Below are 25,611 nucleotides of genomic sequence, written 5' to 3'. Positions count from 1 at the left end.
GGCAGAGCCGGCGGCGCACGGCGCAAGTCTTGGCCGCGCTGCCGGGCCTTATGAAATCCTTCGTCATTTTCCGTCATAAAAAAGATATTGCATTGCACCATCGCCGTGTGTATAGTTGGAACTGTCTCCTCCATGTCTCCTCCTGATATGGATTCACCCGCTCCGCGTGAGCGGGTTTTTTTTGTCTTTCGGGTTTGTCTTTTGGGTCTGGCGATGGCAGGGCACGGTTCTATCCGCCGGCTGCCGTACACTGATCCTATCCACGGACGCAGTCGCCGACACGTTTGCCCTATGGCCTGCTCGAAAATGGGAGAAGCCTCGATGAAGCCGACGATTCGCGAAATCGACCATGTCGTCATCCGCACGACCGACCCCGCGGCGATGACGCGCTTCTACTGCGAAGCGCTCGGATGCGCGGTCGAAAAAGCGCAGCCCGACATCGGGCTCACGCAATTGCGCGCGGGGCACTCGATGATCGATCTGCTCGCCGTCGGTGCATCGATCGATCGCGCCGACAGCGGGACGCCGGGCGTCGGCCGCAACATGGATCACCTGTGTCTGCGTGTCGAGCATTACGATGCAGCGCAACTGACCGAACATTTGATCGCGCACGGCGCACGGCTCGGTCCCGAGGGGCGAAGGTACGGCGCCGACGGGTACGGCCAGTCGCTTTACTTATTCGACCCCGAAGGCAACATGATCGAACTCAAGGGGCCGCCCGAGTCGGCACGCGTGACCACGCTTTAAGCGGCGCTGCGCGCCTTCAGCACGGTCCACTGCAGCTCGACGGGGTCCGCGTTCGCGCTGCTGAGCCACGCCGAACCGTCCTGCACGGTGAACTGCAGCCGCATCGTGCGCTCGGCGAGCCGGGAAATCGCTTCACCGACACCCTCGGCGAGCGACCAGACTTCGACGTTGCGCAGCCGCTCTACCTTGCCGCGCAAGCCGTCCCACCAGATTTGCGACGTGCGGCCGCCGTAAGCGATCACGTTCACCTGCTCAGCGCGTCCGCTCGCCTTGGCCAGCCGCCGCTCGTCGGGCTGCCCGACTTCGATCCACGTCTGAATCGCGCCCGTCAGGTCCTTTTCCCAGAGGTCGGGCTCGTCCGTGTCGGACAACCCCTTGGCAAGTTCCAGCCGCTCGTTCGCGAAGAACGCGAAGGCGGCGAGGCGCACCATCATTCGCTCGTCGGTTTCGGAAGGATGGCGCGCGACGGTCAGCGCGTGATCGCCGTAGTAATGCCGATCCATGTCTGCGATTTGGAGTTCGGCTTTATAGATCGTCGATTTGAGGGCCATGCGGCGTCGGAAAGGCTCGTTTGCGTGAATCGGTCGCGAATGGGTTGCGTGTCGGTCGCGGCCCGCGTTCGATACGCGCAGCTACCGTCGGCGCGTGATGATAGCGAAAAACCGGCGGTAGCGAAAAATGGGCGGACCAACGGCAAACGGCCCGGGCGTACCGGGCCATCGTCCGACGAATCGATGGAACAAACGACGAAGCGAAGGGCGAAGCTTATCGCCTGCTTTCGCGACTTGCTATTGCTTGATGAATTCGGCGTGGGTCCAAAGGCCCTCGGTATCGTCGTTGCCGGCATTCACGAATTCGACATCTCGCCCGACGACGCGCACGACGCGGAAATCCGCATGCTCCGGCGCCGACAAGCATTGGAAGCCGGAAAAGTATTCCTGCATCTGTTGCTGTTCGCCCGCTTGCGCATGCTGATAGGCGGAATCGAGTTTATCCTTCGATAAGCAGCCGTAGGCGTTCGGCTTGAATTGGAAAGTCTGTTGAGGCTTGAGGACGTTGTCCTGGGCTTGTGCTAGCGTGGCCGCGGCAGTCAATCCCACGAGCACCAAAAGCATGCCGGCTTGCTTTTTCATATATGCCTCCATGCGGGTTTTCACTTAGGTTAGCTATGTATTTAAAGGCAATCCAAAACCCGCAAGTTTTAGCCTAGAGCATGCATGAAAAAGCTCAAGCACATCTTGTGTGCACTTGCAAAAGCGGCGGATTGTCGCACCACCTGAAAGGTGCCAGAAAGATGCGCTTTGGCTCACCCATAGCGGGCTCGAGGCGAGTCGACGGACAATGCGATGGGCTCGATGACGGCATCCTGTAAGGCTTTGCGGCGATCGCCCGGTTCGCATCGAAAAAGAATTAAGTCGCTTAATAAATCGCAAATGCGTTTTGCCGCGCCGCACATAAAGTCACTTTAAAGTGAATGCTGAAAATGCGGAATAACGGTTTAGCTACAGGACAAGAATGATGCCTGGATCCATGCACCCTCTGCGTCGGCTAGTAAGAGCTACCCGGAACTACGAAGCTGCGGAGAAACGAGGCCGTCGATGCGGTCCGGCTTGCATTGCCGTCGGCGTCGTGAATAAATCGACGGACAACACCCAGGAGCCCGCTATGAGTTTCATTCACTGGCTGCCGTTCGCGCTCGCGTCGGCCATCGTCATCGTCATCCCGGGGCCGACGGTATTGCTCGTCGTCTCCTACGCGCTCGGGCACGGCAGGCGTTATGCGCTCGCTACGACGGCCGGCGTGGCGCTCGGCGATCTGACGTCGATGACGGCTTCGATGTTCGGTCTCGGCGCCCTGTTGGCCGCATCGGCCGAGTGGTTCATGGTCCTCAAGTGGATCGGCGCCATTTATCTCGTGTACCTCGGCGTGAAGCTGTGGCGCACGCCCGTCGCCGCGGGCGGCGAAACCCTCGACGTCTCCGAAACCCGGACGAGCCGGGTCGTGGCGCACGCCTATGCCGTCACGGCGCTCAACCCCAAGAGCATCGTGTTCTTCGTCGCGTTCGTGCCGCAGTTCATGGACTTGCACGCGCCGGCATGGCCGCAGGCAGCCGTACTCGAAGCGACGTTCGTCGTGCTGGCGACCCTGAACGCGTTCGGCTACGCGATGCTCGCGTCAGGCGCGCGCCGTGCTATTCGCAATGCATCGGTGCAGCGCGCGGTGAATCGCACCGGCGGATCGCTGTTGATGTGCGCGGGCGTGCTGGCAGTCGCGTGGAAGAAAGCCGCTTCTTGAAATAACCCGACGAATGCGCGCGGGCCCACGAAAGTGGCGTAGCCGATTGCACGCGTCGCGCGACATGCGCCTAGAATGAACCTCACCGTTTTCTGCTTTTGCCTTGCATTGGCACGGGAGACTCATCGTGATCGAGCGAGTGATTTTGGGCGCGTTTCTCGTGCTGCCGTTGTTGATCGTCGCGTTTCTTTTCTCGGATGAATTGTGGCAAGACCACCTGCGCCAGACGCGCGACGCGGCGCGACGCCACGTCGACTGGCGGCATCCGCTGCGCAGTCTTTTACATCGCCAGTAGGGTTTGGCCGGCGCGAGGCGGCAACGGGCCGAGCGGGCCGAGCGGGCCCAAACGCCGCGCTCGCCATGCGCTCAAAGCAACCGGTAAACGAGCCTGGCGGCCGCGCGAGCGGTCCGGCTGTCCTGGTCGTACTCGGGGTTGTATTCGGCGATGTCCGCCACGCGCAACTTGGCCGATGCGCGCACGCGCATGACCATCGCTTCGACCACGGCCGGCGGCACGCCCAGCGCAGCCGGCGCGGACACGCCCGGCGCAGCGCCGGCAGGCAGCACGTCGAGATCGATCGTCAGATAAATGTCGTCGGCCGCGGCGATCAATCGATCGAGTTCCAAGAGCCGCTCGCTCAGGTGGCGCTCCTGCATATCCAGATCGAGCGCGTAATGCGCACCGATTTCGTTTGCGCGTTCAAACAGTGCCGTCGTATTCGCCAGCTCGCTGATGCCGAAGCAGGCATAGGTCAGTGCTACGCCGCGCGCCCCGCAATCGCGAGCGATCTGATCGAAAGGCGTGCCCGAGTTGCCGGGGCGCGTCGTACGCAAATCGAAATGCGCATCGAAGTTGACGACGAGCAGTCGCGGTGCGCGCGCTGCGGCGTCGCCCGCAGGTTGCGCACGCGCGTCGAGCCAGCCGCGTAGACCGCCATAAGTGCCCCACGCCACTTCGTGACCGCCGCCGAGGACGACGGGCCGCCCGCCGGCCGCCAACACGCGCTCAACGTGTTCGCTAAGCGCGGCTTGCGCCCCCTCGAGATCCTCGCCCGCGCATGCGATGTCTCCCGCATCGAAGCATTGGGTCAGCCGATGCGCGGGCAATCCGGCGAGCGCGCGTCGCAACGCCCGCGGCGCATGCGCTGCGCCGACGCGCCCTTGATTGCGTCGCACGCCTTCATCGCAGGCGAATCCGATCAGCACGGGGGCACCGGCTGCCGAGGCTGATGCTTCGTCGTACGCACGGATGCGCTCGAATAGCCTCGCCGTATCGCCGCGCTCGCCGAGGTCGCGGCGGCCGGTCCAGACGGACGGATCGAAGGCGGCGCTCATGCGCGCGAAAGCACGGCTTGCAGGAACGCGCGCGTGCGCGGCTGCGTGGGCGTGGAAAAGATCGTTTGCGGCGGCCCCGCCTCGACGATGACGCCGCCGTCCATGACGACGACCACGTCCGCAACTTCCTTGGCAAAGCCCATCTCGTGCGTGACGACGACCATCGTCATGCCGTCGCCGGCAAGGATCTTCATCACTTGCAGCACCTCGCCGACCAGCTCGGGATCGAGCGCCGACGTCGGCTCGTCGAACAGCATCACGCGCGGACGCATCGCGAGCGCGCGTGCGATCGCGACGCGCTGCTTCTGCCCGCCCGACAGGCTGGCGGGCATCGCGTGCGCTTTGTGCGCGAGGCCCACTTTCTCGAGCAGCGCCATCGCGGCGGCGGCGGCTTCCTCTTTCGAGGCGCCGCGCAGCTTGCGCGGCCCGAGCGTGACGTTTCCGAGCACCGACAGATGCGGAAATAGATTGAACGACTGAAACACCATGCCGACCTCGGTGCGCAGCGCGTTGAGCGCGTGCTCCTTGAGCATCACGCCGTGATCGACGAGCCGATGGCCGCAGATGTCGACCGTACCGCCCTCGGGCTGCTCGAGGCCGTTGCAGCAGCGCAAGAACGTACTCTTGCCGGACCCGCTCGGCCCGATGACGACGACGACTTGCGACGGCGCGACGTCGAAGTCGATGCCGTTCAAAACCGTATGGACTCCGAACGATTTCTTGAGGCCGCGAATGCGGACGATGGGATCGTCGCTCGTGGGCGCGATCGCTTGTGGCAAGGCGTTCATTGCACCATCCCTCCGGCGCGCAGCCGTTGCTCCGCGCGTTGCAGCAAAAAGTTCGTCGTGCTCGTGAGCACGAGGTAGACGAGCGCGATGACCAGATAGACCTCGAGCGAGCGATAGGACACGCTGATGATCTTCTGGCCTTCGTGCATGAGATCGTCGATCGTTAGCAACGAGACGAGCGCCGAGTTCTTGATCAGGGCGATGAATTCGTTGCCGAGCGGCGGAATCATGCGCACGATGGCTTGCGGCAGGATCACGGTGCGCATCGCGAGCGACGACGACATCCCGATCGAGCGCGCCGCTTCCGTCTGCCCCCGGTCGATCGATTGAATCGCGCCGCGCACGATCTCCGACACGTAGGACGCCGAATAGAGCCCCAGGCCGATCACGCCGCAAAAGAAGGCCGGCAGCATGACGTTGAACTGCGGCAGCCCGAAGAACAACAGGAAAAGCTGCACGAGCAGGGGCGTGCCGCGAAAGAACGTCAAGTAGGCCGTGCAGAAGCCATAGATGAGTTTGTGTCGCCGCGAGAGCCGGCCGATGCCGATCAGTAGGCCGAGCGCGCAGCTCAGGACGAGCGAGGCCGCCGTGACTTCGATCGTGACGGCCGCGCCGTGCAAAATCTCGAGCCAGCCGGCGAATACGGGAGAAAAATCGAGTTGCATGAGCAATCGGTTCCTAAAAGCGAAACGCACGGCCGCGGCCATGCGCGGCCGGTAGTCGACGTCGGTTCGACGTCACGTCAACGTTACTTGTTGCTGAACCACTTCTTGACGATCACGGCATACGTCCCGTCGGCCTTGATCTTCTCGATCGCGGCATTGAGCGCGTCGCGCAGTTGCGGTTCGTCCTTGCGCACGGCGATCCCATACTTCTCCGTCGTCAATTGTTCGTCGAGCACGCGAAAGCCGGGCCGCGTCCGCACGAACTGGTAGGCCGCGGGCTTGCCCGTCACGGCCGCGTCGGCGCGTCCGATGCCGACGAGATCGAACATCTCCTCGTTCTTCTCCACCTCGACGCGCTGCACTTGCGGATAGTGTTCCTGCAGGTAGTTCACCGACTTCGTGCCGACTTGGACCGAAACCTTCTTGCCGTTCAGATCGGCGAGCGTCTTGATCGGCGAATCGGCCTTCACGAGCGCGACGAGGCCGCCCGCGTAGTAGGGCTCGGTAAAGTCGACCACCTGTGCGCGCTCGGGCGTGATGTAGATGGCCGAGATCGCGACGTCGAAACGATGCGCGACGAGGCCCGGAATCAAGCCCTTGAAGTCGATGTCGGTCCATTGCACCTGTTTGCCCATCGCCTTGGCTAGCGCGTTCATGAGGTCGATGTCGAAGCCCGTGCGTGCGCCGTTTTCCGTGAATTCCATGGGCGCGAAGGTCGCGTCGGTGGCTACCTTCAGCGTGCCGGCATCGGCGTCGGCGGCGTGCGCGCCACGCGGCGCGACGGCGAAGGCGAGAGCCGCGGACATGAAGAGCGCGGCAAGCAGACGGGTCGGTTTCATCGATGGTCTCCTAATGGGGCCGGTCGGCGCTTCAGCGCGCATCGGGGCCCATGCAAAGCTGCGAGATGCAGCGGTTCGGTCAATCGGTTTGCAGCCGGCGCGAAATCTCGCGCGCCGTGCTGCGGGTCGCGTCGATCAACGCGGCTTCACGGCCCGGCACGCGCGTGACCGGCACCATCAGCGTGATCGACGCGACGCTCGGGCTCCCACGCGCGGTCCGCGCGAAAATCGGAGCGCTCACGCCCCACACGCCGGGGTCGACTTCGCTGTCGCTGACGACATAGCCTTCGGTGCGGATCGTCGCGAGCTGCTCCGCTAGCGCCATTCGGGCCGCCTCGTCGTCGGTGAACATCGTTTCGAGAATCTGCGCGCAGCGGCGCTCGTTCATGAACGCGAGCAGCGACTTGGCCGACGCGCCGGCTTTGAGCGACACGGCCCGGCCCTTTTCGAACGAACAGCGAAGCGAGTGCAGGCTCTCGATCATTTCAAGACAGATCACCTGCTCCTTGACCGCAACGAGCAGCCCGACGCTCTCACCCGACGCCTGAGCGAGCCGCTGCATGGCGCCGCGGCTCGCTTCGACCAGATGCGAGCCGAGATCGAACGACAGCGCGAGCTGCAGGCTGACGGGGCCCGGTGCATACCGGCCGCCGTCTTCGGAGACGAAACCCCATCGCTTGAGCAGCGCGATTTGGCGATAGAGCGTGCTCTGCGCGAGCCCTGTCTTGCCGACGAGTTCGCGCACGGACATGGCTTTGCCGTGATGGGCGAGCGAGGCGAGCACGAGCAAGATTCGCTCGGCGCCGGTCCCGGGGGCATCCTGCATGACAGATCGGTCCGCACAAGAACGTAACGATGCTTAGGATGCCTGACTATTCCCAATAATGAAAAATCGAATTCCCATAGAGCGGGAGTTAAGACAAGGGGGTTTACACCTAACGATGTGAAAAAGCGGACGTTGACGGGGATCAAATTCGCGACCGTCTGGCCGGTCTATGTTGCGCGGTTCCGCGCATCGTTTTGTCATACTAAAAAGCATCTACACCCATTGCGTTTCCAACTATCTCGTCATTTGAAACGTTTTCATCCGATTAATCCCTTAAGGCATATCCCGGATATGCCGTTCACGGCGCTTGTAACCGGCAGGTGTTGCCGCAGGTACCAATGGACGGTGAGAGACGTCCTTTTATTAGAGGTAGTCAAGAGATGAACTTTTCCCACATGAAAGTGGCGAGCCGCCTCGGAATCGGGTTTGCGTTGGTTTCGGCTCTGCTCGTTCTCGTTACCGCCTTCGCGCTGCTGCGCATGTCCGCGCTCGAAACGTCGATGGTCGAAATCACCGACGTGAACTCCGTCGAAGCGAGCCTCGCCAATCGGCTCGACGAAAGCATCTCCAATCGTGCGCTGGCTTTGCGCAATTTGATCCTGCTGCAGGCCGATCAGCAAAGCCAAGTCGAGATCGAAACGCAGCGTTTCGACGAAGAAACCGAGGCCTATGACGACAGCCGGGCGAAGCTCGCCAAGCTGTTCGAGTTGCCGGGTACGACTTCCCAGGAAACGTCGCTGCTGCAGCAGATCAATCAACAAGGCGAACTCTCGCTGCAACTCATGCAGAAAGCGAAAACGCTCGCGTTGTCGGGGCAGCGCGACGACGCCTATCACGTGCTGCGCGCCGAGCTGCGGCCGATCCAGGCGAAGTGGTGGGCCTACGTGCGCCAGTTGCGCGATCTCGAGCACAAACAGAACGACGAGCTGACGGCGAACGCCAAGGCATCCTACGCATCGAGCCGAATCGGCATCTTCGCGCTTGCGCTGGCGGCGCTCGCCGTCGGCGTCGCCTCCGCGGTGCTGATCACGCGCGGCATCATCAAGCAGCTCGGCGGCGAACCCGCCGACGCGGCCGACGCCGCCGATCGCGTGGCGACGGGCGATTTGACGACCGACGTCGTCGTCAGGCCCGACGATCATACGAGCCTCATGCACGCGATGAGGACGATGCGCGAGAGCCTCGTTAGCATCGTCGGTCAGGTTCACCTCAGCACGGGTGCGATTGCGTCGGCGGCGGGCCAGATCGCGAGCGGCAACCTCGATCTGTCCTCGCGTACCGAAGAGCAAGCCGCTTCGCTCGAGCAGACGGCCGCGTCGATGGAAGAACTGACGGCCACGGTCAAGCGCAATTCCGAGCACGCACGGCAAGCGAACGAACTCGCCGCATCGGCTTCGCACGTATCGGCGCGCGCCGGGGGCGTCGTCTCCGAGGTCGTGCAGACGATGGGCGCGATCAATCAGGCGTCGCAAAAGATCGTCGAAATCATCGGCGTGATCGACGGCATCGCATTCCAAACGAACATCCTCGCACTGAACGCTGCGGTCGAAGCGGCGCGCGCCGGCGAGCAAGGTCGCGGCTTCGCCGTCGTGGCATCCGAAGTGCGCTCGCTCGCGCAGCGTTCGGCTACGGCAGCCAAAGAGATCAAGGCGCTGATCGGCGGCTCGGTCGAACAGGTCGAAGTGGGCAACCGTCTCGTCGACGAAGCGGGCGTGACGATGAAGGAGGTGCTCGATAGCGTCAAACGCGTGACGCTGATCATGGGCGAGATCATGAGTGCCAGCGAAGAGCAGGCGACCGGCATCGAGCAGATCAACCAGGCGCTCACGCAAATGGACCAAGTGACGCAGCAAAACGCCGCGCTCGTCGAGGAAGCGGCTGCCGCCGCCGAATCGATGCGCGAACAGGCGAGCACGCTCGTCTCGGCCGTCAGCGTGTTCAAGCTGCGCCAAGGCGAGCACGATGTCGCGACGCACGAACGCGCGGCCCCGCCGCCGTCGCGCCGGCTGGCGAAGCGGGCGGCGAGCGCGATGCTCGCTTATGAGCCGGCCTGATTCGAGCCGATCGAATCGGCGTATCGCGCAAACGTTTCAACGCGATCTTCGCCGCGACCGACCCGATTCGGACGCAGTGGAAAGCCCCGCGCGCTCGAGGGCGAAGCGAGACTGTGATTGCAGGCGCGCGGCGACTAAAGTGGTCAAGGTAACGCAGTGAAAATGGTGGCTTCGATGGACGATCAAGAGCCGGCTTACGAGGTGCAGTCTCATGCGAGCGTGTGCGACGCGCAAAGGGACGATGCGCGATCCGGGCGCGGGCGCGAAGCGGGCGCCAACATCTTTCGTCACGCAGGCGCGCTTTCCGACGACGCGCGCGCCCAGCAATTCGGGCATCCGCCGCTGACGTTTTGGCTGACGGGACTGAGCGGCGCAGGCAAATCGACGATTGCCTTCGAACTCGAGCACCTGCTGCGGCGCGAGCGGCGCCCGTGCATCGTTCTCGACGGCGACAATCTACGGTGCGGCCTGAGCCGCGATCTCGGCTTTTCCGAACGCGATCGGCGCGAGAACATTCGCCGCACCGCCGAAGTGGCGCGCATGATGAACGACGTCGGCCTTATCGTCGTCACCTCGCTGGTCTCGCCTTTGCGCGAGGATCGAGCCGCGGCGCGCGCGATCATCGGCGAGACGCGGTTCGTCGAGGTGTACGTCAGCACGGCGCTGCACGTGTGCGAGTCGCGCGATCCGAAAGGACTCTATCGCAAGGCCCGGCGCGGCGAGCTGACGGAGTTCACGGGCATCAGCGCCCCGTATGAGCGGCCGCTCGCGCCGGCGCTCGCGGTCGACACCTCGGACCTGCGCGCGGGGGGCGGCGCCGCGCTGCTGCACGCGTACCTGATGCGTCGCGATTCGGAGCACCGAGATGGCCTTGCCAGTTGAAGTGTCGCCGCGCTCGGCGAGTACCGCCTACGACGTGTTCAACGGAGACGCGGACGGGCTGTGCGCGCTGCATCAGCTACGGCTCGCGCAGCCACGCGAGGCGTACTGTGTGACGGGCATCAAGCGCGATGTCGCGCTGCTGTGTCGTGTGCCGTGCGAAGCGGGCATCGATGTGACCGTACTCGACGTCTCGCTCGATGCGAACGTCGATGCGCTCGCGCACCTGCTCGATGCCGGCGCACACGTCGCCTATTTCGATCATCACAGTGCCGATCGCGCGTTCGCTCATCCGCGGCTGCAGCTTGCATGGGACGATTCGCCCCATGTCTGCACGAGCCTCATCGTCGATCGCGCACTGGGCGGCCGTTATCGGCACTGGGCGATCGTCGGCGCGTTCGGCGACAACCTCGATACGACGGCCCGCAGGCTTGCGCAAGCGCACGGCATACGCGAGCGCGACGTCGCGGTGCTGGAGACGCTCGGGCGTCTGCTGAACTACAACGCGTACGGCGAGACGCTCGACGATCTGCATATCCGGCCCGACGTGCTCTATCGCACGCTGCACGCCTTCGCCGACCCGTTCGAATTCGTCGCGGCCGCGCCGTGCTATGCACAACTCGAACAGGGCTACCGCGAGGATCTCGCGCATGCCGACGCGCTCATGCCTTACCACGCATGCGGCGGCGGCGCCGTCTACCTGCTGCCCGACGAACCTTGGGCGAGGCGCATCTCCGGCACCTTCGCCAACCGCTTGGCCGGCGAGCGCCGCGATCAATCGTTCGCAGTCCTAAGCGAACGCACGGACGGCTCCTGCTGCATCAGCGTGCGCTCGGCCAGCCCCGACGCACGCCCGGCCAACGTGCTGTGCGAACGTTTCGACGGCGGCGGCGGCCGGCGCGGCGCGGCCGGCGTCAACGCACTGCCGTTCGCGGCCATCGATGCCTTCGTCGACGCGTTTTCAACCTATTTCACAACGACGGGCCGCGCGGACGCGGACGATGCCGTCGGTTCTGCGTAAGCAGTAAGAAGCAAAAAACGAGGACTCGAGAGATGACCGACAAACAAGATCCCGCGCCGGCCGGCGCGCGGCCGCGGCCCGTGTTGATGATTCCGCTGCGCCGCTGCGGCAGCCATGCATTGCGGTTGCGACTGAATTTCAATCCCGATTTTCATTCGCCGTATCCGCTGCACGTCGTCGATTTCATGCCGATCGTGCCGCTGTACGGCAACCTCGAGGATGATTGCGCTTATTTTCGTCTAGTGAGCGACGTCATCGGGTTGCAGGCGGCCAGCATGGTGAAATGGCCGGGTATCGTGTTCGATCCCGTCGAGATCTTCGAAGCCATTCGCCACGAGCCGCGCAGCGTGCATCGCATCGTCTGGGAACTGCTATTGCGGGCCGGCGAGCAGCGCGGCGCCCGCGTGGTGATGGACAAGTCGCTCGACAGCGTGCATTACGCGGACGAACTGATGCGTCTGTTCCCGGACATGCTGTTCCTGAACGTCGTGCGCGATCCGCGCGCGCAGATCGCGTCGATGAACAAGGCCATCATTCACGACTTCGATACGCTGCTCAACGCCCACATTTGGCTCGAGGCGCATCGCGCGGCCGACATGGTGCTCGCGGAGTATCCGGATCGCACGCTCACGATCCGCTATGAGGATTTCCTCGCCGACGAAGAGGCGGTGCTCAAGCAGATTTGCGCATTCTTCGACATTGCGTTTTTGCCGGGCATGCTCGACGTGTCTCATTCGGACGAAGCCAAGCAGATTTCACGCATGTCGGCGCTGTGGTCGTCGAATTGTTTTGCGCCGATCGCGGCCAACGTCGACAAGTACAAGAAGGTGCTGTCGCTGGAAGAGATCGCATTGATCGAAACGCTGACGCACGACCATATGCGGCGCTACGGCTACGAGCGCTTGACCGATGGGGCAGCGGCGATCGACGCGCCGATGTTCGACACGGCGCGCCGCAGCTCCGAGCTCGGCCGGACGCAAGCGTGGCAGGTGCTCGAGCGGACCAATTTCCGCGACTTCGCGCTGCGACGCCACCGTGCCGAGTATTTGACGTCTGTGCGCGCCCGCATGGAGCAATGCGCCGCGGTGCGCGCCTCGCGGCGCGATGGCGACTTCGCACCGATCAAGCTCGACGAATTGACCGAAGCCTTCGAAGTGACGGACTGACGCTCAAGCGAGCGATCATTCGATCGCGAGAACGCGTCACCCGATATAACGAATCAACGAAACGTACCGCATCGGACGCTGCGCGCACCGTACGCGCAGTGCCGATGACGGATGGCCTTGCAACCTGAGAGAGCCCCACCCATGTCGATCGCATCGATATTACAGACGCAGATCGCGCTCGCCGCGCTATCGGGCTTATCGATCGGCTTCGCGCTTGGGCTCGTCGGCGGCGGTGCCGGCACGCTGTCGGTGCCGCTGCTCCTTTATTTCGTGAAGGTCGGCGATCCGCACGTCGCGATCGGGACGACGGCCGCCGCCATCGCCGTGACGGCGCTCGTCAATCTAATCTCGTATGCACGGGCGGGGCTCGTGCGTTGGCGCACGAGCGGCGTCTTTGCCGCCGCGGGCATGGGCGGTGCGTTCGCCGGATCGCGCTGGTCGCTGCACGTCGACGGCGGCGCGGTCATGCTGCCGCTCGCGGCGATGGTCGCGCTCGTCGCGCTGCTGATGTTTTCGCGTACGCAAGCAGTGCAAGACGTCGCGCTCGCGCCCGTGGCATCGACCCGAGGTTTCGCCACCGCGGGGGCCGGCGCAGCCGTGGGCGGCGTGGCCGGCTTCTTCGGCATCAGCGGCGGATTCTTGTCGGTGCCTGCGCTGCATTACATCGCTCGCGTGCCGATGCTCGAAGCGGTGGCGTCGTCGCTGCTGTCGGTCGTCGTATTCGGCGCGACGACAGCCGTCAATTACGCGGTGGCCGGCAAGGTCGACGTGCCGCTTGCCGTCGCGCTCGTGGCCGGCGGCATCGTGGGCGGCCACGCCGGGATGGGCGCGGCCAAGGCCGTTGCCGTCAAGGGCCACCTGCTGCGGCGCATCTTTGCGGCCATGCTGCTGGCGATTGCCGCTTACATCACCTATCGAAGCGTCGGCTAGCCGAGACGATTTTTCGATCGATCCAATCCCCGCTTGTTCCGAAGCCCATTCCGAAGTCATCACCGAGACCCAAAGAGATGATCATGTGTACCCTTCTCGACCCCACCAATGCGACGGCCGCACCGATCACTGCCACGCGCATGGACCACCTCGACTGGCTCGAGGCGGAATCGATCCACATTCTGCGCGAGCTGGTGGCCGAGTGCAGCAAGCCGGCGCTGCTGTTCTCGGGGGGCAAGGATTCGGTGGTGGTGCTGCATCTGGCGCTCAAGGCGTTCGGGCTGGGTGCGAACCGCAAGACGTCGCTGCCGTTTCCGCTGGTGCACATCGACACGGGGCACAACTACCCGGAGGTGATCGATTTTCGCGATCGGCGCGCCGAGCAAATCGGCGCGCAACTGGTGGTGGGGCACGTGGAGGATTCGATCAAGCGCGGCACGGTGCGGCTACGGCGCGAGACCGATTCGCGCAACGCGGTGCAAGCGGTGACGCTGCTCGAGACGATCGAGGCGCACGGCTACACGGCGATGATCGGCGGGGCGCGCCGCGACGAGGAGAAGGCGCGTGCGAAGGAGCGCATCTTCTCGTTCCGCGACGAATTCGGCCAATGGGACCCGAAAGCGCAGCGCCCCGAGCTGTGGAGCCTGTACAACGCGCGCCTGCACAAGGGCGAGCACCTGCGCGTGTTTCCGATCTCGAACTGGACCGAGCTGGACATTTGGCAATACATCGCGCGAGAAGGGTTGGAGTTGCCCTCGATCTACTACGCGCACGAGCGCGAGATCGTGCGTCGGGGCGGCTTGCTCGTGCCGGTGACGCCGCTCACGCCGATGCGCGAGGGCGACCGAAGCGAGAAGGTGCTCGTGCGTTTTCGCACGGTGGGCGACATTAGCTGCACGTGCCCGGTGGAGAGCGACGCGGACGACGTGGAGAAGATCATCGCCGAGACGGCGGTGACCGACATCACCGAGCGGGGCGCGACGCGCATGGACGATCAGGCGTCCGAGGCTGCGATGGAGCAGCGCAAGAAGCAAGGCTACTTCTAATAGTCAGCACTCCGAAACATTGAAGACGGGATTGAGATCATGAGTACTCCTCATCAACCGGCAGACCTCGGTGTGCTGCGATTCATCACGGCGGGCAGCGTCGACGACGGCAAGAGCACGCTGATCGGGCGCCTGCTCTATGACAGCCGCGCGGTGCTGTCGGACCAGCTCTCGGCGCTCTCGCGGGCGAAGAACAAGCGCACGGTGGGCGATGAGATCGACCTGTCGCTGCTCACCGACGGCTTGGAGGCCGAGCGCGAGCAGGGCATCACGATCGACGTGGCGTATCGGTATTTCGCCACGGCGCGGCGCAAGTTCATCATCGCCGATACGCCGGGGCACGAGCAGTACACGCGCAACATGGTGACGGGGGCCTCGACGGCGCATGCGGCGATCATCCTGGTCGACGCCACCCGCGTCACAAAGGGCGACGACGGGCGCACAATCTTGCTGCCGCAGACCAAGCGGCACAGTGCGATCGTCAAGCTCTTGGGCTTGCAGCACGTGATCGTGGCGATCAACAAGATGGACTTGATCGAGTACAGCGAGACGCGCTTCAACGAGATCCGCGACGCGTACGTGGAGCTGGCGCGGCAACTGGGTTTGTCGGATGTGCGGTTCGTGCCGGTGTCGGCGCTCAAGGGCGACAACATCGTGCAGGCGAGCGAGCGGATGCCGTGGTATGCGGGCGAGCCGCTCTTGGACGTGCTCGAGCAGTTGCCGGTGGCGCAGGCGATGGGCGAAGCGCTGCGCTTTCCGGTGCAGTGGGTGGCGCGCCAGGACGGGGCGAGCGCGGACGATTTCCGCGGTTACATGGGGCGCGTGGAGGCGGGCGAGGTGCGAGTGGGCGATGCGCTCGTGGTGCTGCCGGCGCAGCGCGAGGCGACGGTGGCCGAGATCATCGCGCCGGTGCCGGGCGGCACGGCGCAAGTGGACCGGGCGTTCGCGGGGCAGACGGTGACGATCCGCCTGACGCAGGACCTGGACGTCTCGCGCGGCGATACGTTCGTGGCGGCGCAAGCTGCGCCGCAGCCGGCCAAGAAGCTGGAGGCCGATTTGTGCTGGTTCGATGAGGAGCCGCTCTCGACGCAGCGCAAATATCTGCTCAAGCAGACCACGACGACGGTATTTGCCCGAATCGGGACCGTCAAGGAAGTGCTGGACGTGCATACGCTGTTGCATTCGAGCGCGGTACACGACTTGAAGATGAACGATATCGGGCGCGTCGCATTGACGCTGCAAAAGCCGATCGTGTGCGATGCGTATGACGCGCATGCGGGCACGGGCGCGTTCGTGCTGATCGACGAGGCCACGCACCATACGGTCGCGGCCGGCATGATTCGCACGGCATCGGAATAAGTCTATTGCGGAAAAAGAAACAATACCTGTTAACAAATAACCACGTTAAACAAAAAGTTCACAAAAACTCGGTGAAAATCGGCAAGAATTCGCCCCGGCGCAATTGGGGCCGCTGTTCCAATTAACAAAGACCACTCAAAAGAGAAATGATGAAAAAACGTATTCTCGTGGCTGCCGTACTTGGCAGCATCGGCGTTGCCGCACATGCGCAAAGCAGCGTCACCCTCTATGGCTTGATCGACGCGGGCGTGAGCTACGTCAACAACGCCAAGACGGCATCGGGCCAATCGGGCAGCCTCGTGAAGTACGACGACGGCGTCGCGCAAGGCAGCCGTTGGGGCATCAAGGGCAGCGAAGATCTGGGCGGCGGCCTGAAGGCAATCTTCACGTTGGAAAACGGCTTCAACAGCGGCAACGGTACGCTGAGCCAAAACGGCCGTGAATTCGGCCGTCAAGCTTTCGTCGGCCTCTCGAAGGACGGCGCGGGCTCGCTGACGTTCGGCCGCCAGTACTCACTGTCGACGGACGTGCTCGGCAGCTTCACGACGGGTAGCAACACGGTCGCGGGCAACTACGCGTTCCACATCAACGACATCGACCAACTGACGTCGAGCCGCATCGACAACTCGGTGAAGTTCTCGAGCGCGAATTTCGCCGGCGTGACGTTCGGCGCGTTGTACGGCTTCTCGAACCAAGCCGGCGCGTTCGCCGGTGCGCCCTCGACGGGCAGCGGCGCCACGGCCGTGGCCGGTTCTGCGCGTACGTACAGCTTCGGCGCGAACTACGCGGCGGGCCCGGTCAGCGTGGGCGCGGCCTACACGGACATCCGCTATCCCGGCCAGCAATTGGGGATCACGACGGCCATTTCGAACGTGTCCGCTCCCGCCAACATCAAGGAGCTGCGCACGTTCGGTCTCGGCGGCCGCTACCTGATGGGCCCGGCGGCGTTCTGGGCGTTGTGGACGAACACGCGTCTCGTGCAAATGCCGGGCACGGGCCCGTCGGCGCTGGTATTCAGTGCCTATGAAGCAGGCGCGAAGTACTCGTTCACGCCGGCTCTCACGGCCGGCCTCGGCTACACGTACATGCATCTGGCCGATGCTGCCACGGGTCACTTCAACCAGGTCGACCTGAGCCTCGACTACGCGCTCAGCAAGCGTACCGACGTCTATGTGCTCGGCATCTACCAAAAGGCCTCGGGCAACAACGGCAACGTGCCGCTGCAAGCGCAAATCGGCGATTCGACGAGCTTCTTCGGCCCGTCGGGCTCGGGTTCGCAGCAGCAGTTCGCTACGCGCGTGGGCATTCGTCACAAGTTCTGACGTAACGACATAGGCGGTTCATCCCGCCTATCGTCCGAACCAAAAAAGGGGACGCGTGAGCGTCCCCTTTTTGCAACGTGAATGCCTTATTTGCCGAGTTCGTACCCGACGACACCGCCTGCAACGGCGCCGCCGACGGTGCCGAGCGTGCTGCCGTGCGTCAGCTTATTACCGGCTATGCCGCCGACGGCTGCGCCGCCGAGCGTGCATCCGGTGGTTAGAAGCGTGAGCGCTGCCGCGCAAGCAGCGCACACGAACCTTAGTCGTCCTAATCGATTCATGATCGTCTCCCGTCGACCCGGCATAACGCATCGGTGCGCGGTCGGGCTCCGTGAAAAGTTGCTATCAGCAAACGACGATCATGCAAGCTGCGTGCCGGATGGCACGCGTTTCGTTACGACGAACGATGCGCGACTTCGTTCAAGCCGTCGAAGTCGAGAATGCGCACTTCCTTTCCATGCACTTGAATGAGCCCCTGCTTCTGAAAGCGCGACAGCGTGCGGCTCACGGTTTCGAGCTTGAGCCCGAGAAAGCTGCCCGTTTCCTCGCGCGTCATCCGCAAGACGAACGCGCTCGGCGAATACGAGCGCGCCTGCCAGCGGCGCGATAGATCGAGCAGGAACGCGGCGACGCGCTCGTCCGCCGTCATGGTGCCGAGCAGCATCATCGAATGGCTTTCGCGCACGAGCTCGATACTCAGCATGCGAAAGACATGGTGCTGCACGGCCTTGACTTCGCGGCTCAGCAATTCGAGCAGATCGAACGGCATCACGCAGACACTGCTGTCTTCGAGCGCGATCATGTCGCTCGCGTAATGATCGGTCGCAATACCGTCGGCGCCGAGCGATTCGCCGGAGACACAGAAGCCCGTCACCTGCTCGCGCCCGTCGGCCAGCAGCGTGACCTTTTTGAACGAACCAGTGCGCACAGCATAGAGGTTGTTGAAGCCGTCGCCGACGCGATAGAGCGCCTCGCCCTTTTTGACATGACGGTAGCCGAGCACGAGGTCGTCCATTTGCTGCGAGCTGGCGAGCTCGTCGGGGTTGACCGCGCAGACTGGGCGCAGCGAGCAAGTCTTGCAGGAAGACGAAGCGACGCCACGGGACGTTTGCGGGCGCGTCGGCGTCTCGGCATGGACCGAAACCGAAGCAAGACCCTTGATGGCCGCATCGTGCGTGCTGGCCCGTTCGCTGGCACCCAACATTCGTATTCTCCTGTGTACATCGATAAACGCGAGACGCTTCGCCCATCTCGACCGGCTCGCGGCCTATGTCGGCATGCGGCTCACCGCTTACCGTTCGAACGAAGTGTCCCTCAACGCTTTGTCGTCGCCCATCGTCGATAGACGAGAGTCGTGTCGGGGCATTCGCACTCGTTGTAGGGAAATTCCTACTGCACACGGCCTGAGCCTGCGACAACGCCCGTCGTAGCTAGCTTCTTGCGTTGCCGCACCTTTGTCACGCGCTGACGGCGCGGCGAACGGCCGCATCGTGCCCATGCAACACGCTCATGCCACTCACATCGCGATTGTGCGAATGCATGATCCAGGTCAAGTCGATTTGCGCGCCCGCCTGATCTAATCGAAGAGTTTTGGCGATCGAATCGATGCGCCGGCTTTGAAGCCGGGATTCGAATGCGCGCTCTCGCCGCATGCCGTGCTTCCGTTTTCGTCTGCATTGATTAGAATCGACGGCACAGCTACGAAAGACGCATTGCCGTTCCGGTCCGCACCGCTGCAAGCTCAAATGCTGAAAGCCGTGGGCGCGCCGCATATCGTTCGTGTCCCCGGAGACGATGACGTGATGCTGAAAAGAAGAATTGCTGCTGTTGTCCTCACAAGCTTCGTCGGCCTTGCCGCTCATGCGCAGAGCGCGCAGAGCACGCAAACCGAGCAAATCGAGCGCGCGCCCGACACGATGCAAGCCCGAGTGCTGGCCTGCGCCGCGTGTCACGGCGCGCAAGGCCAAGGCACCGACAACGACTACTTTCCACGCTTGGCGGGTAAGCCGGCCGGCTATCTCTACAACCAGCTCATCGCATTTCGCGACGGCCGGCGGCAATACCCGCCGATGAATTATCTGCTCGGCTATCTGCCCGATGCCTACCTGCATCGGATTGCCGACTATTTCGCGAGCCAACGTCCGCCCTACCCGCCGGCCTCGACGCGAGCGGTGTCGGCAGCCCTCTTCGCGCGTGGCGAGCAGCTCGTGAAATCGGGCGACGCCTCGAAGCAGATCCCCGCGTGCGCGGCGTGCCACGGCGCTGCGCTCACTGGTATGGAGCCCGCGATTCCGGGGCTGCTCGGCTTGCACGCCGACTACATCAGCGCGCAACTGGGCGCATGGCGCTACGGCACGCGCAAATCGTACGCACCCGATTGCATGCATGAAGTCGCCTCGCGTTTGACGAACGACGACATCACGGCGGTTGCCGCATGGCTTGCGGCGTCGCCGGATCCGGCCAATCCCGCGTTCGCCCCGGCGGGGAGCTTGAAGATGCCGCTGCGTTGCGGCAGCGAACCGCAATGACGGAGTCTTTCGTGCCAGCCATTCTTTCTCTTTCCCGCTCACTCGCACGCGTGAGCGCGGGTATCGTGCTCGCCGCATCGAGCGCGCTTGCGCTCGCGCAAGGTCCGGCGAGCGCGTCGGCCGACGTCGTCAAGCAGGGCGAGTATCTGGCTCGAGCCGGCGACTGCATCGCCTGTCATACGCAGCCCGGCGGCAAGCTCTTTGGCGGCGGTCGCGCGATGCCGACGCCGTTCGGCACGCTCTATTCGCCGAACATCACGCCCGACGACGAGACCGGCATCGGCCAATGGACGGCCGACGAGTTCTATCGAATGATGCATACGGGCCGCTCGCGCGACGGTTCGTTGCTCTATCCCGCGATGCCCTACGGCGCGTACACGAAAGTCTCGCGCGCCGATTCCGACGCGATCTTCGCCTATCTGCGCTCGGTGCCGCCCGTGCATCAGCCGAACCGGCCGCACGAGATGCGCTTCCCCTACAACAACCGCGAGTTGCTGCTCGGCTGGCGCACGCTCTATTTCCGCGAAGGCGAGTATCAGGCCGATCCCACGCGCTCGGTCGAGTGGAATCGCGGTGCGTACCTCGTCCAAGGTCTCGGCCACTGCTCGATGTGCCACACCGCGATCAATGCGCTCGGCGGTAGTTCGGAGTCCAAAGCATTCGAGGGCGGCCTGATTCCGATGCAGGATTGGTACGCGCCGTCGCTGACTTCGAACAAGGAAGCCGGCCTTGGCGATTGGAGCATCGCCGACATCACCGCTCTGCTGCAAAAAGGCGCGTCCAACCGAGGCGCGGTGTATGGCCCGATGGCCGAAGTGGTCTACGACAGCCTGCAGTATCTGTCCGACGACGACGTGCGCGCGATGGCGGTCTACCTGAAGTCGCTGCCGCAGCACGGCGCCGAAAGCCAAACCGCGGCCAGCCCGGTATCGGGCGAAGAGCGCGACCTGCTCGCGCGGCTCGGCTCGAAGATCTACGACGCGCAATGCGCGACCTGTCATGGCAAGCACGGAGAAGGCAAACTGTCCGACTTCCCGCCGCTCGCGAACAATCAGTCGATCCAGATGACGTCGGCCGTCAACCCGATTCGAATGGTGCTCAACGGCGGCTATGCGCCGGGCACGGCGAAGAACCCCTCGCCCTACGGCATGCCGCCGTTCGCACAGTCGCTCTCCGATGAAGAAGTGGCGGCCGTCGTGACGTTCATTCGCACGGCCTGGGGCAATCACGGCACGCCCGTCACGGCCAAGGAAGCCAACGCCTTGCGCTCGGCACCGCTTTACTGAATCGAGGACGCCATGAACCCCAACAACGAAACGCGAGACGGCGCCATGCAAGAAGAGGACGCACGCGTGGACGAAATCGTGCGCTCGGGGCCGGCAGGCGCCATCGCGGTGGCCGGCATCGCCACGGCTATCGTCGTGGCGCTCTGGTTCGCGTTCTACTTCCTGGTCTTTTTGCCGCGCGGCGTCATTCACTGAGCGAGCGACATGTCGAACACTCCTTCTTCCAGCCACGCCGACGGCGCAGCAGTCGCCGCGAGCGTCGAGCGCAAATGGGCCGCGGTCGCCGTTGCCATCATCGTCTTGCTGGTTGCGATGGTCGTCTTCACGGGCCTGCACTGGGCGATGATGCCGCCTTCGCGCGTCGAGACGATCGATCCGACGACGCTGCACGTATCGGGCGAATTCATCGAAAGCAACCTCGGCAGCGCGGTCGAGACCGACGGCTCGGTGACGGTGCGCATCGTCGCGCAGCAGTACTCGTTCACGCCGCAATGCATCGTGGTGCCGGCCGATACGCCGATCACCTTCCGCGTGACGAGCGCCGACGTCGTGCACGGCTTTTTGATCGCCGATACGAACATCAATTCCATGGTCGAGCCGGGGTACGTCTCGACCTTCAAGACGCGCTTTCCCACGAGCGGCGAACACCTGATGCCATGCCACGAATACTGCGGCACCGGCCACGAAGGCATGTGGGCGCACGTGAAGGTGCTCGATCGCGCCGCATTCGACAAGCTCGCGGCCAACGTCCGGAGGCTTAGCTGTGCTCAATAACAAACGACTCGTCCTCGCGCACTTCTGGTTCGCCTTCGCCACATTCGGCGTCGCGCTGCTGCTCGGCGCCTGGCAGATGTACGTGCGCAGCCCGATGCACGCATGGCTCGGACATCCCGAACTCTATTACCGCTCGGTCACCGCGCACGGATCGGTCATGGGCTACGTGTTTCCGACCTTGATCGCGATGGGCTTCGGCTACGCGATCAGCGAGATCTCGCTCGAGCAGCCGCTCGTCGGCAAGCGCTGGGCGTGGCTCGGATGGTGGCTCGTCGTCGTCGGCTCGGTCACCGCTGTGATTCCCGTCGCGCTCGGCCGCGCCTCGGTGCTCTATACGTTCTATCCGCCGATGATCGGCAATGCGTTCTACTACATCGGCATCGTGCTCGTCGTCGTCGGGTCGTGGATCTGGGTGGCCCTGATGTCGATCAATCTGCGCACCTGGAAGCGCGCGAACCCGGGCAAGCCCGTGCCGCTGCCCATGTTCGCGAACGTCGCGGGCTCGTACCTGTGGGCCTGGACGGCCGTCGGTGCCGCGATCGAAATTCTGTTTCAGATCCTGCCCGTTGCGCTCGGACTCAAGTCGACGATCGATGCCGGGCTCGCACGCGTGTTCTTTTCGTGGACGCTGCACGCGATCGTCTACTTCTGGTTGATGCCGGCCTATATCGCCTATTACACGCTCGTGCCGCGCGCCGTGGGCGGGCGCCTCTACAGCGATGCGATGGCGCGCATCTCGTTCATCCTGTTTCTCGTCGTCGCGATGCCGATCGGCATTCACCACTTGTTCGCCGATCCGCAAGTCGGTTCGGGCTTCAAGTTCCTGCAATCGGTCTTTACGGCGTTCGTATCGGTGCCGACACTGTTGACCGTGTTCACGATCTGCGCATCGGTCGAGATCGCGGGCCGACTGCGCGGCGGGCGCGGCCCATTCGGTTGGCTGCGCGCCCTGCCCTGGCACGAACCGATGATGCTGGCCGTCGCATTCTCGTTCGTCATGCTCGGTTTCGGCGGCGCCGGCGGGCTCATCAACATGAGCTATCAGCTCGACTCGACCATCCACAACACGCAGTGGATCACGGGCCACTTCCATCTGATCTTCGGCGGCGCGATCGTCATCATGTACTTCGCGATCGCCTACGATTTGTGGCCGCAGTTGACTGGCCGCGCGCTCGCGAGCGTCAAGCTCATGCGCTGGCAATTGTGGCTCTGGTTCATCGGCATGATCGTGACGACGTTCCCGTGGCACTACGCCGGCATCCTCGGTATGCCGCGACGCATGGCCTACTTCGATTACAGCAATCCGGGGATCGCGCCCGAGGCGATTACCGTCGATATGTCGGTCGTCGGTGCGTTGATTCTCGTGGCCTCGGGCGTGCTCTTCTTCATCGTGCTCGCGCGCGGTCATCGCGGCCAGGTGGTACCGCAACAGAAGTTTACGTTCAGCACCGCCGTGCATCCGCCCACCACGCTGCCGATCGCCCTCAATAGCTTCGGCCTGTGGGTCGCGCTGATGATCGCGCTGACCGTCGTCAACTATGGCTACCCGATCGCCCAGCTTCTCGTGCTCAAACAGACGTCGGTGCCGGCCATCTACATGGGAGGCCCGCGATGAGCATCGAAGAACGCCTGTTCTCGCTGCGTAACCGCTGGTTTACCGTCAGCGTCGGGTTGACGGCCGGTATCGCCATCGTGTCGATTTTGATCGGCTTCATTTGGCTACCGTCGGTCCATACCGATTCGCAGTTCACGGGGATCTGGAACGCAATCTGCAGCGCGGCCGGCGTACCGCAGCAATGGTTCGTTTCAACGCCCGTCACGTCGCGCGAAAAAACGAGCGAGGTCGTCGTCACGCCGGCGATGTTCGCCCATGCCGATGCGCTCGCGATCGGCCGCGGCGCCACGCTCGCGCTGCGCTGCTCGATGTGTCACGGGCCGCAGGGGATCAGCCAAGCGAACTCGCCGAATCTGGCCGGGCAATACGAAACGGTGATCTACAAGCAGCTCAAGGATTTTCAAAGCGGCGCCCGCACGAATGCCGTGATGAGCCCGATGGTCGCGACGCTGTCCGATCAAGACATGCGCGACCTCGCCGCCTACTACGCCTATCTGCCGAAGCTGCCCGGCTATCACCCGTCGAGCCAGACGGTGCCGCCGATCGTGGCGACGGGCTCGCCGATGCGCAACATCGCGCCGTGCGCGTCGTGTCATGGCGCGGCGGATCACAAGACCGGCGCGCCTTGGCTCGAAGGCGAGCCCGTCGCGTATATCCGCGCGCAGTTGCAGGCATTCGCGGCGGGCGATCGCCACAACGACATCAGCGAGCAGATGCGCAACGTGGCGCGGCAAATGACGCCGGCTGAGATCGAAGCGGCTGCCCGCTACTATGCGAGCCAGCCTTGATAAACGTATAGCGCGGCTGCCGATCCGCAAACGCGGCCCCCTTCGCCGCGAACGGGTCGATGATATTTAGGACTGCTGACCAAATCGTCAGCTTGGAGAACTGCCCGCGTTTGCATGGACCGCGGCATTGTCTCCCGTTTAGGGGCGCGCGGCGAGTCGCCGGGCAAAGAGCGAATGAAGGACAATGCCGGCCAGCATCGCGACGATGAACAGCCATGCTTTAGGCTGGCCGCTCGAGGCGCTCACGACGGCCGGACCGGGACAGAAGCCGGCGAGCCCCCAGCCGATGCCGAACAGCGCGCTGCCGACGATGAGCGGTCGATCGACGCGCATGGCCTTCGGCCATGACATCGGCGCGCCGAGCAGGCTCGAGCTTCGGCGCCGCGCGATCGCGAATCCCACGGCGGTGACCGCCACGGCGCCGGCCATGACGAACGCGAGAGACGGGTCCCAGCGGCCGGCGAGATCGAGAAAGCCGAGCACTTTCTCGGGGTTGGCCATGTGGGACACGATGAGGCCGAATCCGAACAGGAGGCCGGCGGCAAGTGCGGCAAGAGCGGTGAGCGCGAACATGCTAGACGTGATGAAACAGAAAGACGGTTAGGACTCCGAATGATATGAACGTAGCCGTCGCGGCTAGCGAGCGGGCCGAGCCGCGCGAGATGCCGCATACGCCGTGGCCGCTCGTGCAGCCGGAGCCATAGCGGGTGCCGAAGCCCACGAGCAACCCGGCGACGATCAGCGTCGAATCGGATGCGGAAATGGTCACGCCCGGCAACGACGCGAAAACGCGCCACAACCATGGCGCGGCGACCAAGCCTGCAAGAAACGCGAACGGCGCCGCACGGTTCGCCGCTCGAGTATCGATCAAGCTCCCCAGCATGCCGCTGATGCCGGCAATGCGGCCGTTGAGCAGCATATAGAGCGCCGCGGCGACGCCGATTGCCACCCCGCCTGCCACGGCGGACACGGGCGTGAAGTGCACCATATCGATGCTCATGGCGTAGTCCCTTTCGTCTTACCGCAAAAGAGTTCCGAGAGCGTTTGCATGACGCGCACGACTTCGTGGCCGGCGAGGCGGTAGTAGATGTATTTCCCCTCTCGCCGCGCGGCCACGAGCCCCTCCTCGCGCAGCACGCCCAAATGCTGCGACAGGCTTGGCTGGCGAAGCCCGACGCGTTCCTCGAGCTGGCCGACGTTGTGCTCGCCTTCCGTGAGTTGGCACAGCAGCAGCAGCCGATCTTCGTGGGCCATCGCTTTGAGCAATGCGCAACACTGTGCCGCCGATTCACGTAGGTCTTCCAACCTTTGTGCACTAAGCTGGTTTTGCATCGGGTTCGATCTCAAT

The 25,611-nt window shown here is 63.7% G+C and carries 29 protein-coding genes; 17 read left to right on the top strand and 12 right to left on the bottom strand.

The window, feature by feature from the left end:
• Positions 1–321 precede the first annotated feature (321 nt).
• Positions 322–747 (top strand): VOC family protein, encoded by a 426-nt coding sequence (locus tag J3485_RS18235; protein WP_206955497.1) that lies wholly within the window; start codon positions 322–324, stop codon positions 745–747.
• On the opposite strand, the gene J3485_RS18230 is transcribed toward J3485_RS18235, so the two are convergent.
• Together J3485_RS18230 and sap1 are read right to left on the bottom strand one after the other, a co-directional pair.
• Positions 744–1,298, bottom strand: a complete 555-nt coding sequence (locus J3485_RS18230; RefSeq protein WP_206955496.1) for a YaeQ family protein — start codon at positions 1,296–1,298, stop codon at positions 744–746. The genes J3485_RS18235 and J3485_RS18230 overlap by 4 nt on opposite strands.
• 237 nt (positions 1,299–1,535) lie before the next feature.
• Positions 1,536–1,880 carry a surface attachment protein Sap1 gene (sap1, locus tag J3485_RS18225; protein WP_206955495.1) on the bottom strand — a complete coding sequence of 115 codons (345 nt, stop codon included), beginning with the start codon at positions 1,878–1,880 and terminating at the stop codon, positions 1,536–1,538.
• A gap of 532 nt (positions 1,881–2,412) precedes the next feature.
• On the opposite strand from sap1, the gene J3485_RS18220 reads away from it, so the two are divergent.
• Both J3485_RS18220 and J3485_RS18215 read left to right on the top strand, forming a co-directional pair.
• Positions 2,413–3,042: a LysE family translocator gene (locus tag J3485_RS18220; protein ID WP_206955494.1), complete on the top strand. Its 630-nt coding sequence runs from the start codon at positions 2,413–2,415 to the stop codon at positions 3,040–3,042.
• A gap of 127 nt (positions 3,043–3,169) precedes the next feature.
• Entirely contained in the window at positions 3,170–3,337 is a 168-nt protein-coding gene (locus J3485_RS18215) for a hypothetical protein (RefSeq protein ID WP_206955493.1), read from the top strand.
• Between the two features lie 71 nt (positions 3,338–3,408).
• On the opposite strand, the gene hutG is transcribed toward J3485_RS18215, so the two are convergent.
• The 5 genes from hutG to J3485_RS18190 form a co-directional block, all read right to left on the bottom strand.
• Positions 3,409–4,377: a formimidoylglutamase gene (gene hutG / locus J3485_RS18210; protein WP_206955492.1), complete on the bottom strand. Its 969-nt coding sequence runs from the start codon at positions 4,375–4,377 to the stop codon at positions 3,409–3,411.
• Positions 4,374–5,165 carry an amino acid ABC transporter ATP-binding protein gene (locus tag J3485_RS18205; protein ID WP_242538604.1) on the bottom strand — a complete coding sequence of 264 codons (792 nt, stop codon included), beginning with the start codon at positions 5,163–5,165 and terminating at the stop codon, positions 4,374–4,376. The genes hutG and J3485_RS18205 overlap by 4 nt, the downstream gene beginning before the upstream one ends.
• Positions 5,162–5,830 carry an amino acid ABC transporter permease gene (locus J3485_RS18200; RefSeq protein ID WP_206955491.1) on the bottom strand — a complete coding sequence of 223 codons (669 nt, stop codon included), beginning with the start codon at positions 5,828–5,830 and terminating at the stop codon, positions 5,162–5,164. Before J3485_RS18200 ends, J3485_RS18205 begins: the two co-directional genes overlap by 4 nt.
• A gap of 83 nt (positions 5,831–5,913) precedes the next feature.
• Positions 5,914–6,669, bottom strand: coding sequence for a transporter substrate-binding domain-containing protein (locus tag J3485_RS18195; RefSeq protein WP_206955490.1), 756 nt, complete (start codon positions 6,667–6,669; stop codon positions 5,914–5,916).
• Between the two features lie 79 nt (positions 6,670–6,748).
• Positions 6,749–7,495: an IclR family transcriptional regulator gene (locus J3485_RS18190; RefSeq protein WP_206955489.1), complete on the bottom strand. Its 747-nt coding sequence runs from the start codon at positions 7,493–7,495 to the stop codon at positions 6,749–6,751.
• Positions 7,496–7,875: 380 nt separating this feature from the next.
• Between J3485_RS18190 and J3485_RS18185 the strand changes: the two genes are divergently transcribed.
• From J3485_RS18185 to J3485_RS18150, 8 genes are all read left to right on the top strand, one after another.
• On the top strand, positions 7,876–9,549 hold the full coding sequence (locus J3485_RS18185; protein ID WP_206955488.1) for a methyl-accepting chemotaxis protein: 1,674 nt from the start codon (positions 7,876–7,878) through the stop codon (positions 9,547–9,549).
• Between the two features lie 174 nt (positions 9,550–9,723).
• Positions 9,724–10,431: an adenylyl-sulfate kinase gene (cysC, locus tag J3485_RS18180; RefSeq protein WP_206955487.1), complete on the top strand. Its 708-nt coding sequence runs from the start codon at positions 9,724–9,726 to the stop codon at positions 10,429–10,431.
• On the top strand, positions 10,415–11,449 hold the full coding sequence (locus J3485_RS18175; protein WP_206955486.1) for a hypothetical protein: 1,035 nt from the start codon (positions 10,415–10,417) through the stop codon (positions 11,447–11,449). The genes cysC and J3485_RS18175 overlap by 17 nt, the downstream gene beginning before the upstream one ends.
• A gap of 32 nt (positions 11,450–11,481) precedes the next feature.
• Positions 11,482–12,615 carry a sulfotransferase family protein gene (locus tag J3485_RS18170; RefSeq protein WP_206955485.1) on the top strand — a complete coding sequence of 378 codons (1,134 nt, stop codon included), beginning with the start codon at positions 11,482–11,484 and terminating at the stop codon, positions 12,613–12,615.
• A gap of 141 nt (positions 12,616–12,756) precedes the next feature.
• Complete coding sequence (locus tag J3485_RS18165; RefSeq protein WP_206955484.1) at positions 12,757–13,545, top strand: sulfite exporter TauE/SafE family protein; 789 nt, start codon at positions 12,757–12,759, stop codon at positions 13,543–13,545.
• A gap of 83 nt (positions 13,546–13,628) precedes the next feature.
• Entirely contained in the window at positions 13,629–14,591 is a 963-nt protein-coding gene (gene cysD / locus J3485_RS18160; RefSeq protein ID WP_206955483.1) for a sulfate adenylyltransferase subunit CysD, read from the top strand.
• Positions 14,592–14,630: 39 nt separating this feature from the next.
• A complete protein-coding gene (locus J3485_RS18155) occupies positions 14,631–15,950 on the top strand; it encodes a sulfate adenylyltransferase subunit 1 (RefSeq protein WP_206955482.1) in 1,320 nt (439 codons plus the stop codon).
• A 149-nt stretch (positions 15,951–16,099) separates the two neighbouring features.
• A complete protein-coding gene (locus J3485_RS18150) occupies positions 16,100–17,272 on the top strand; it encodes a porin (RefSeq protein ID WP_206955481.1) in 1,173 nt (390 codons plus the stop codon).
• Between the two features lie 86 nt (positions 17,273–17,358).
• Here J3485_RS18150 and J3485_RS18145 read toward each other — a convergent pair whose 3' ends face one another.
• Positions 17,359–17,553: a glycine zipper 2TM domain-containing protein gene (locus tag J3485_RS18145; protein WP_206955480.1), complete on the bottom strand. Its 195-nt coding sequence runs from the start codon at positions 17,551–17,553 to the stop codon at positions 17,359–17,361.
• Positions 17,554–17,666: 113 nt separating this feature from the next.
• Positions 17,667–18,476: a helix-turn-helix domain-containing protein gene (locus J3485_RS18140; RefSeq protein ID WP_206955479.1), complete on the bottom strand. Its 810-nt coding sequence runs from the start codon at positions 18,474–18,476 to the stop codon at positions 17,667–17,669.
• 598 nt (positions 18,477–19,074) lie between these two features.
• On the opposite strand from J3485_RS18140, the gene J3485_RS18135 reads away from it, so the two are divergent.
• Genes J3485_RS18135 through J3485_RS18110 form a run of 6 tightly spaced genes read left to right on the top strand, consistent with a single transcriptional unit; the run spans position 19,075 to position 24,263 of the window.
• Positions 19,075–19,800, top strand: a complete 726-nt coding sequence (locus J3485_RS18135) for a c-type cytochrome (protein ID WP_206955478.1) — start codon at positions 19,075–19,077, stop codon at positions 19,798–19,800.
• A complete protein-coding gene (locus J3485_RS18130; protein ID WP_206955477.1) occupies positions 19,797–21,086 on the top strand; it encodes a c-type cytochrome in 1,290 nt (429 codons plus the stop codon). Before J3485_RS18135 ends, J3485_RS18130 begins: the two co-directional genes overlap by 4 nt.
• A 12-nt stretch (positions 21,087–21,098) precedes the next feature.
• Positions 21,099–21,281: a hypothetical protein gene (locus J3485_RS18125; RefSeq protein WP_206955476.1), complete on the top strand. Its 183-nt coding sequence runs from the start codon at positions 21,099–21,101 to the stop codon at positions 21,279–21,281.
• Between the two features lie 9 nt (positions 21,282–21,290).
• Complete coding sequence (locus J3485_RS18120) at positions 21,291–21,860, top strand: cupredoxin domain-containing protein (RefSeq protein ID WP_206955475.1); 570 nt, start codon at positions 21,291–21,293, stop codon at positions 21,858–21,860.
• A complete protein-coding gene (locus J3485_RS18115; RefSeq protein WP_206955474.1) occupies positions 21,850–23,475 on the top strand; it encodes a b(o/a)3-type cytochrome-c oxidase subunit 1 in 1,626 nt (541 codons plus the stop codon). Before J3485_RS18120 ends, J3485_RS18115 begins: the two co-directional genes overlap by 11 nt.
• A complete protein-coding gene (locus tag J3485_RS18110) occupies positions 23,472–24,263 on the top strand; it encodes a c-type cytochrome (protein WP_206955473.1) in 792 nt (263 codons plus the stop codon). Before J3485_RS18115 ends, J3485_RS18110 begins: the two co-directional genes overlap by 4 nt.
• A 138-nt stretch (positions 24,264–24,401) precedes the next feature.
• On the opposite strand, the gene J3485_RS18105 is transcribed toward J3485_RS18110, so the two are convergent.
• Genes J3485_RS18105 through J3485_RS18095 form a run of 3 tightly spaced genes read right to left on the bottom strand, consistent with a single transcriptional unit; the run spans position 24,402 to position 25,595 of the window.
• Entirely contained in the window at positions 24,402–24,836 is a 435-nt protein-coding gene (locus J3485_RS18105; RefSeq protein ID WP_206955472.1) for a YeeE/YedE family protein, read from the bottom strand.
• Between the two features lies 1 nt (position 24,837).
• Positions 24,838–25,263, bottom strand: coding sequence for a YeeE/YedE family protein (locus J3485_RS18100; RefSeq protein WP_206955471.1), 426 nt, complete (start codon positions 25,261–25,263; stop codon positions 24,838–24,840).
• Entirely contained in the window at positions 25,260–25,595 is a 336-nt protein-coding gene (locus J3485_RS18095; protein ID WP_206955470.1) for an ArsR/SmtB family transcription factor, read from the bottom strand. The genes J3485_RS18100 and J3485_RS18095 overlap by 4 nt, the downstream gene beginning before the upstream one ends.
• Positions 25,596–25,611: the final 16 nt, after the last annotated feature.

The organism is Trinickia acidisoli (assembly GCF_017315725.1).
Taxonomy (GTDB): Bacteria; Pseudomonadota; Gammaproteobacteria; order Burkholderiales; family Burkholderiaceae; genus Trinickia; species Trinickia acidisoli.
Note: the sequence above shows the minus strand (reverse complement) of the source record. Positions and strands in the feature narration are given on the sequence as shown.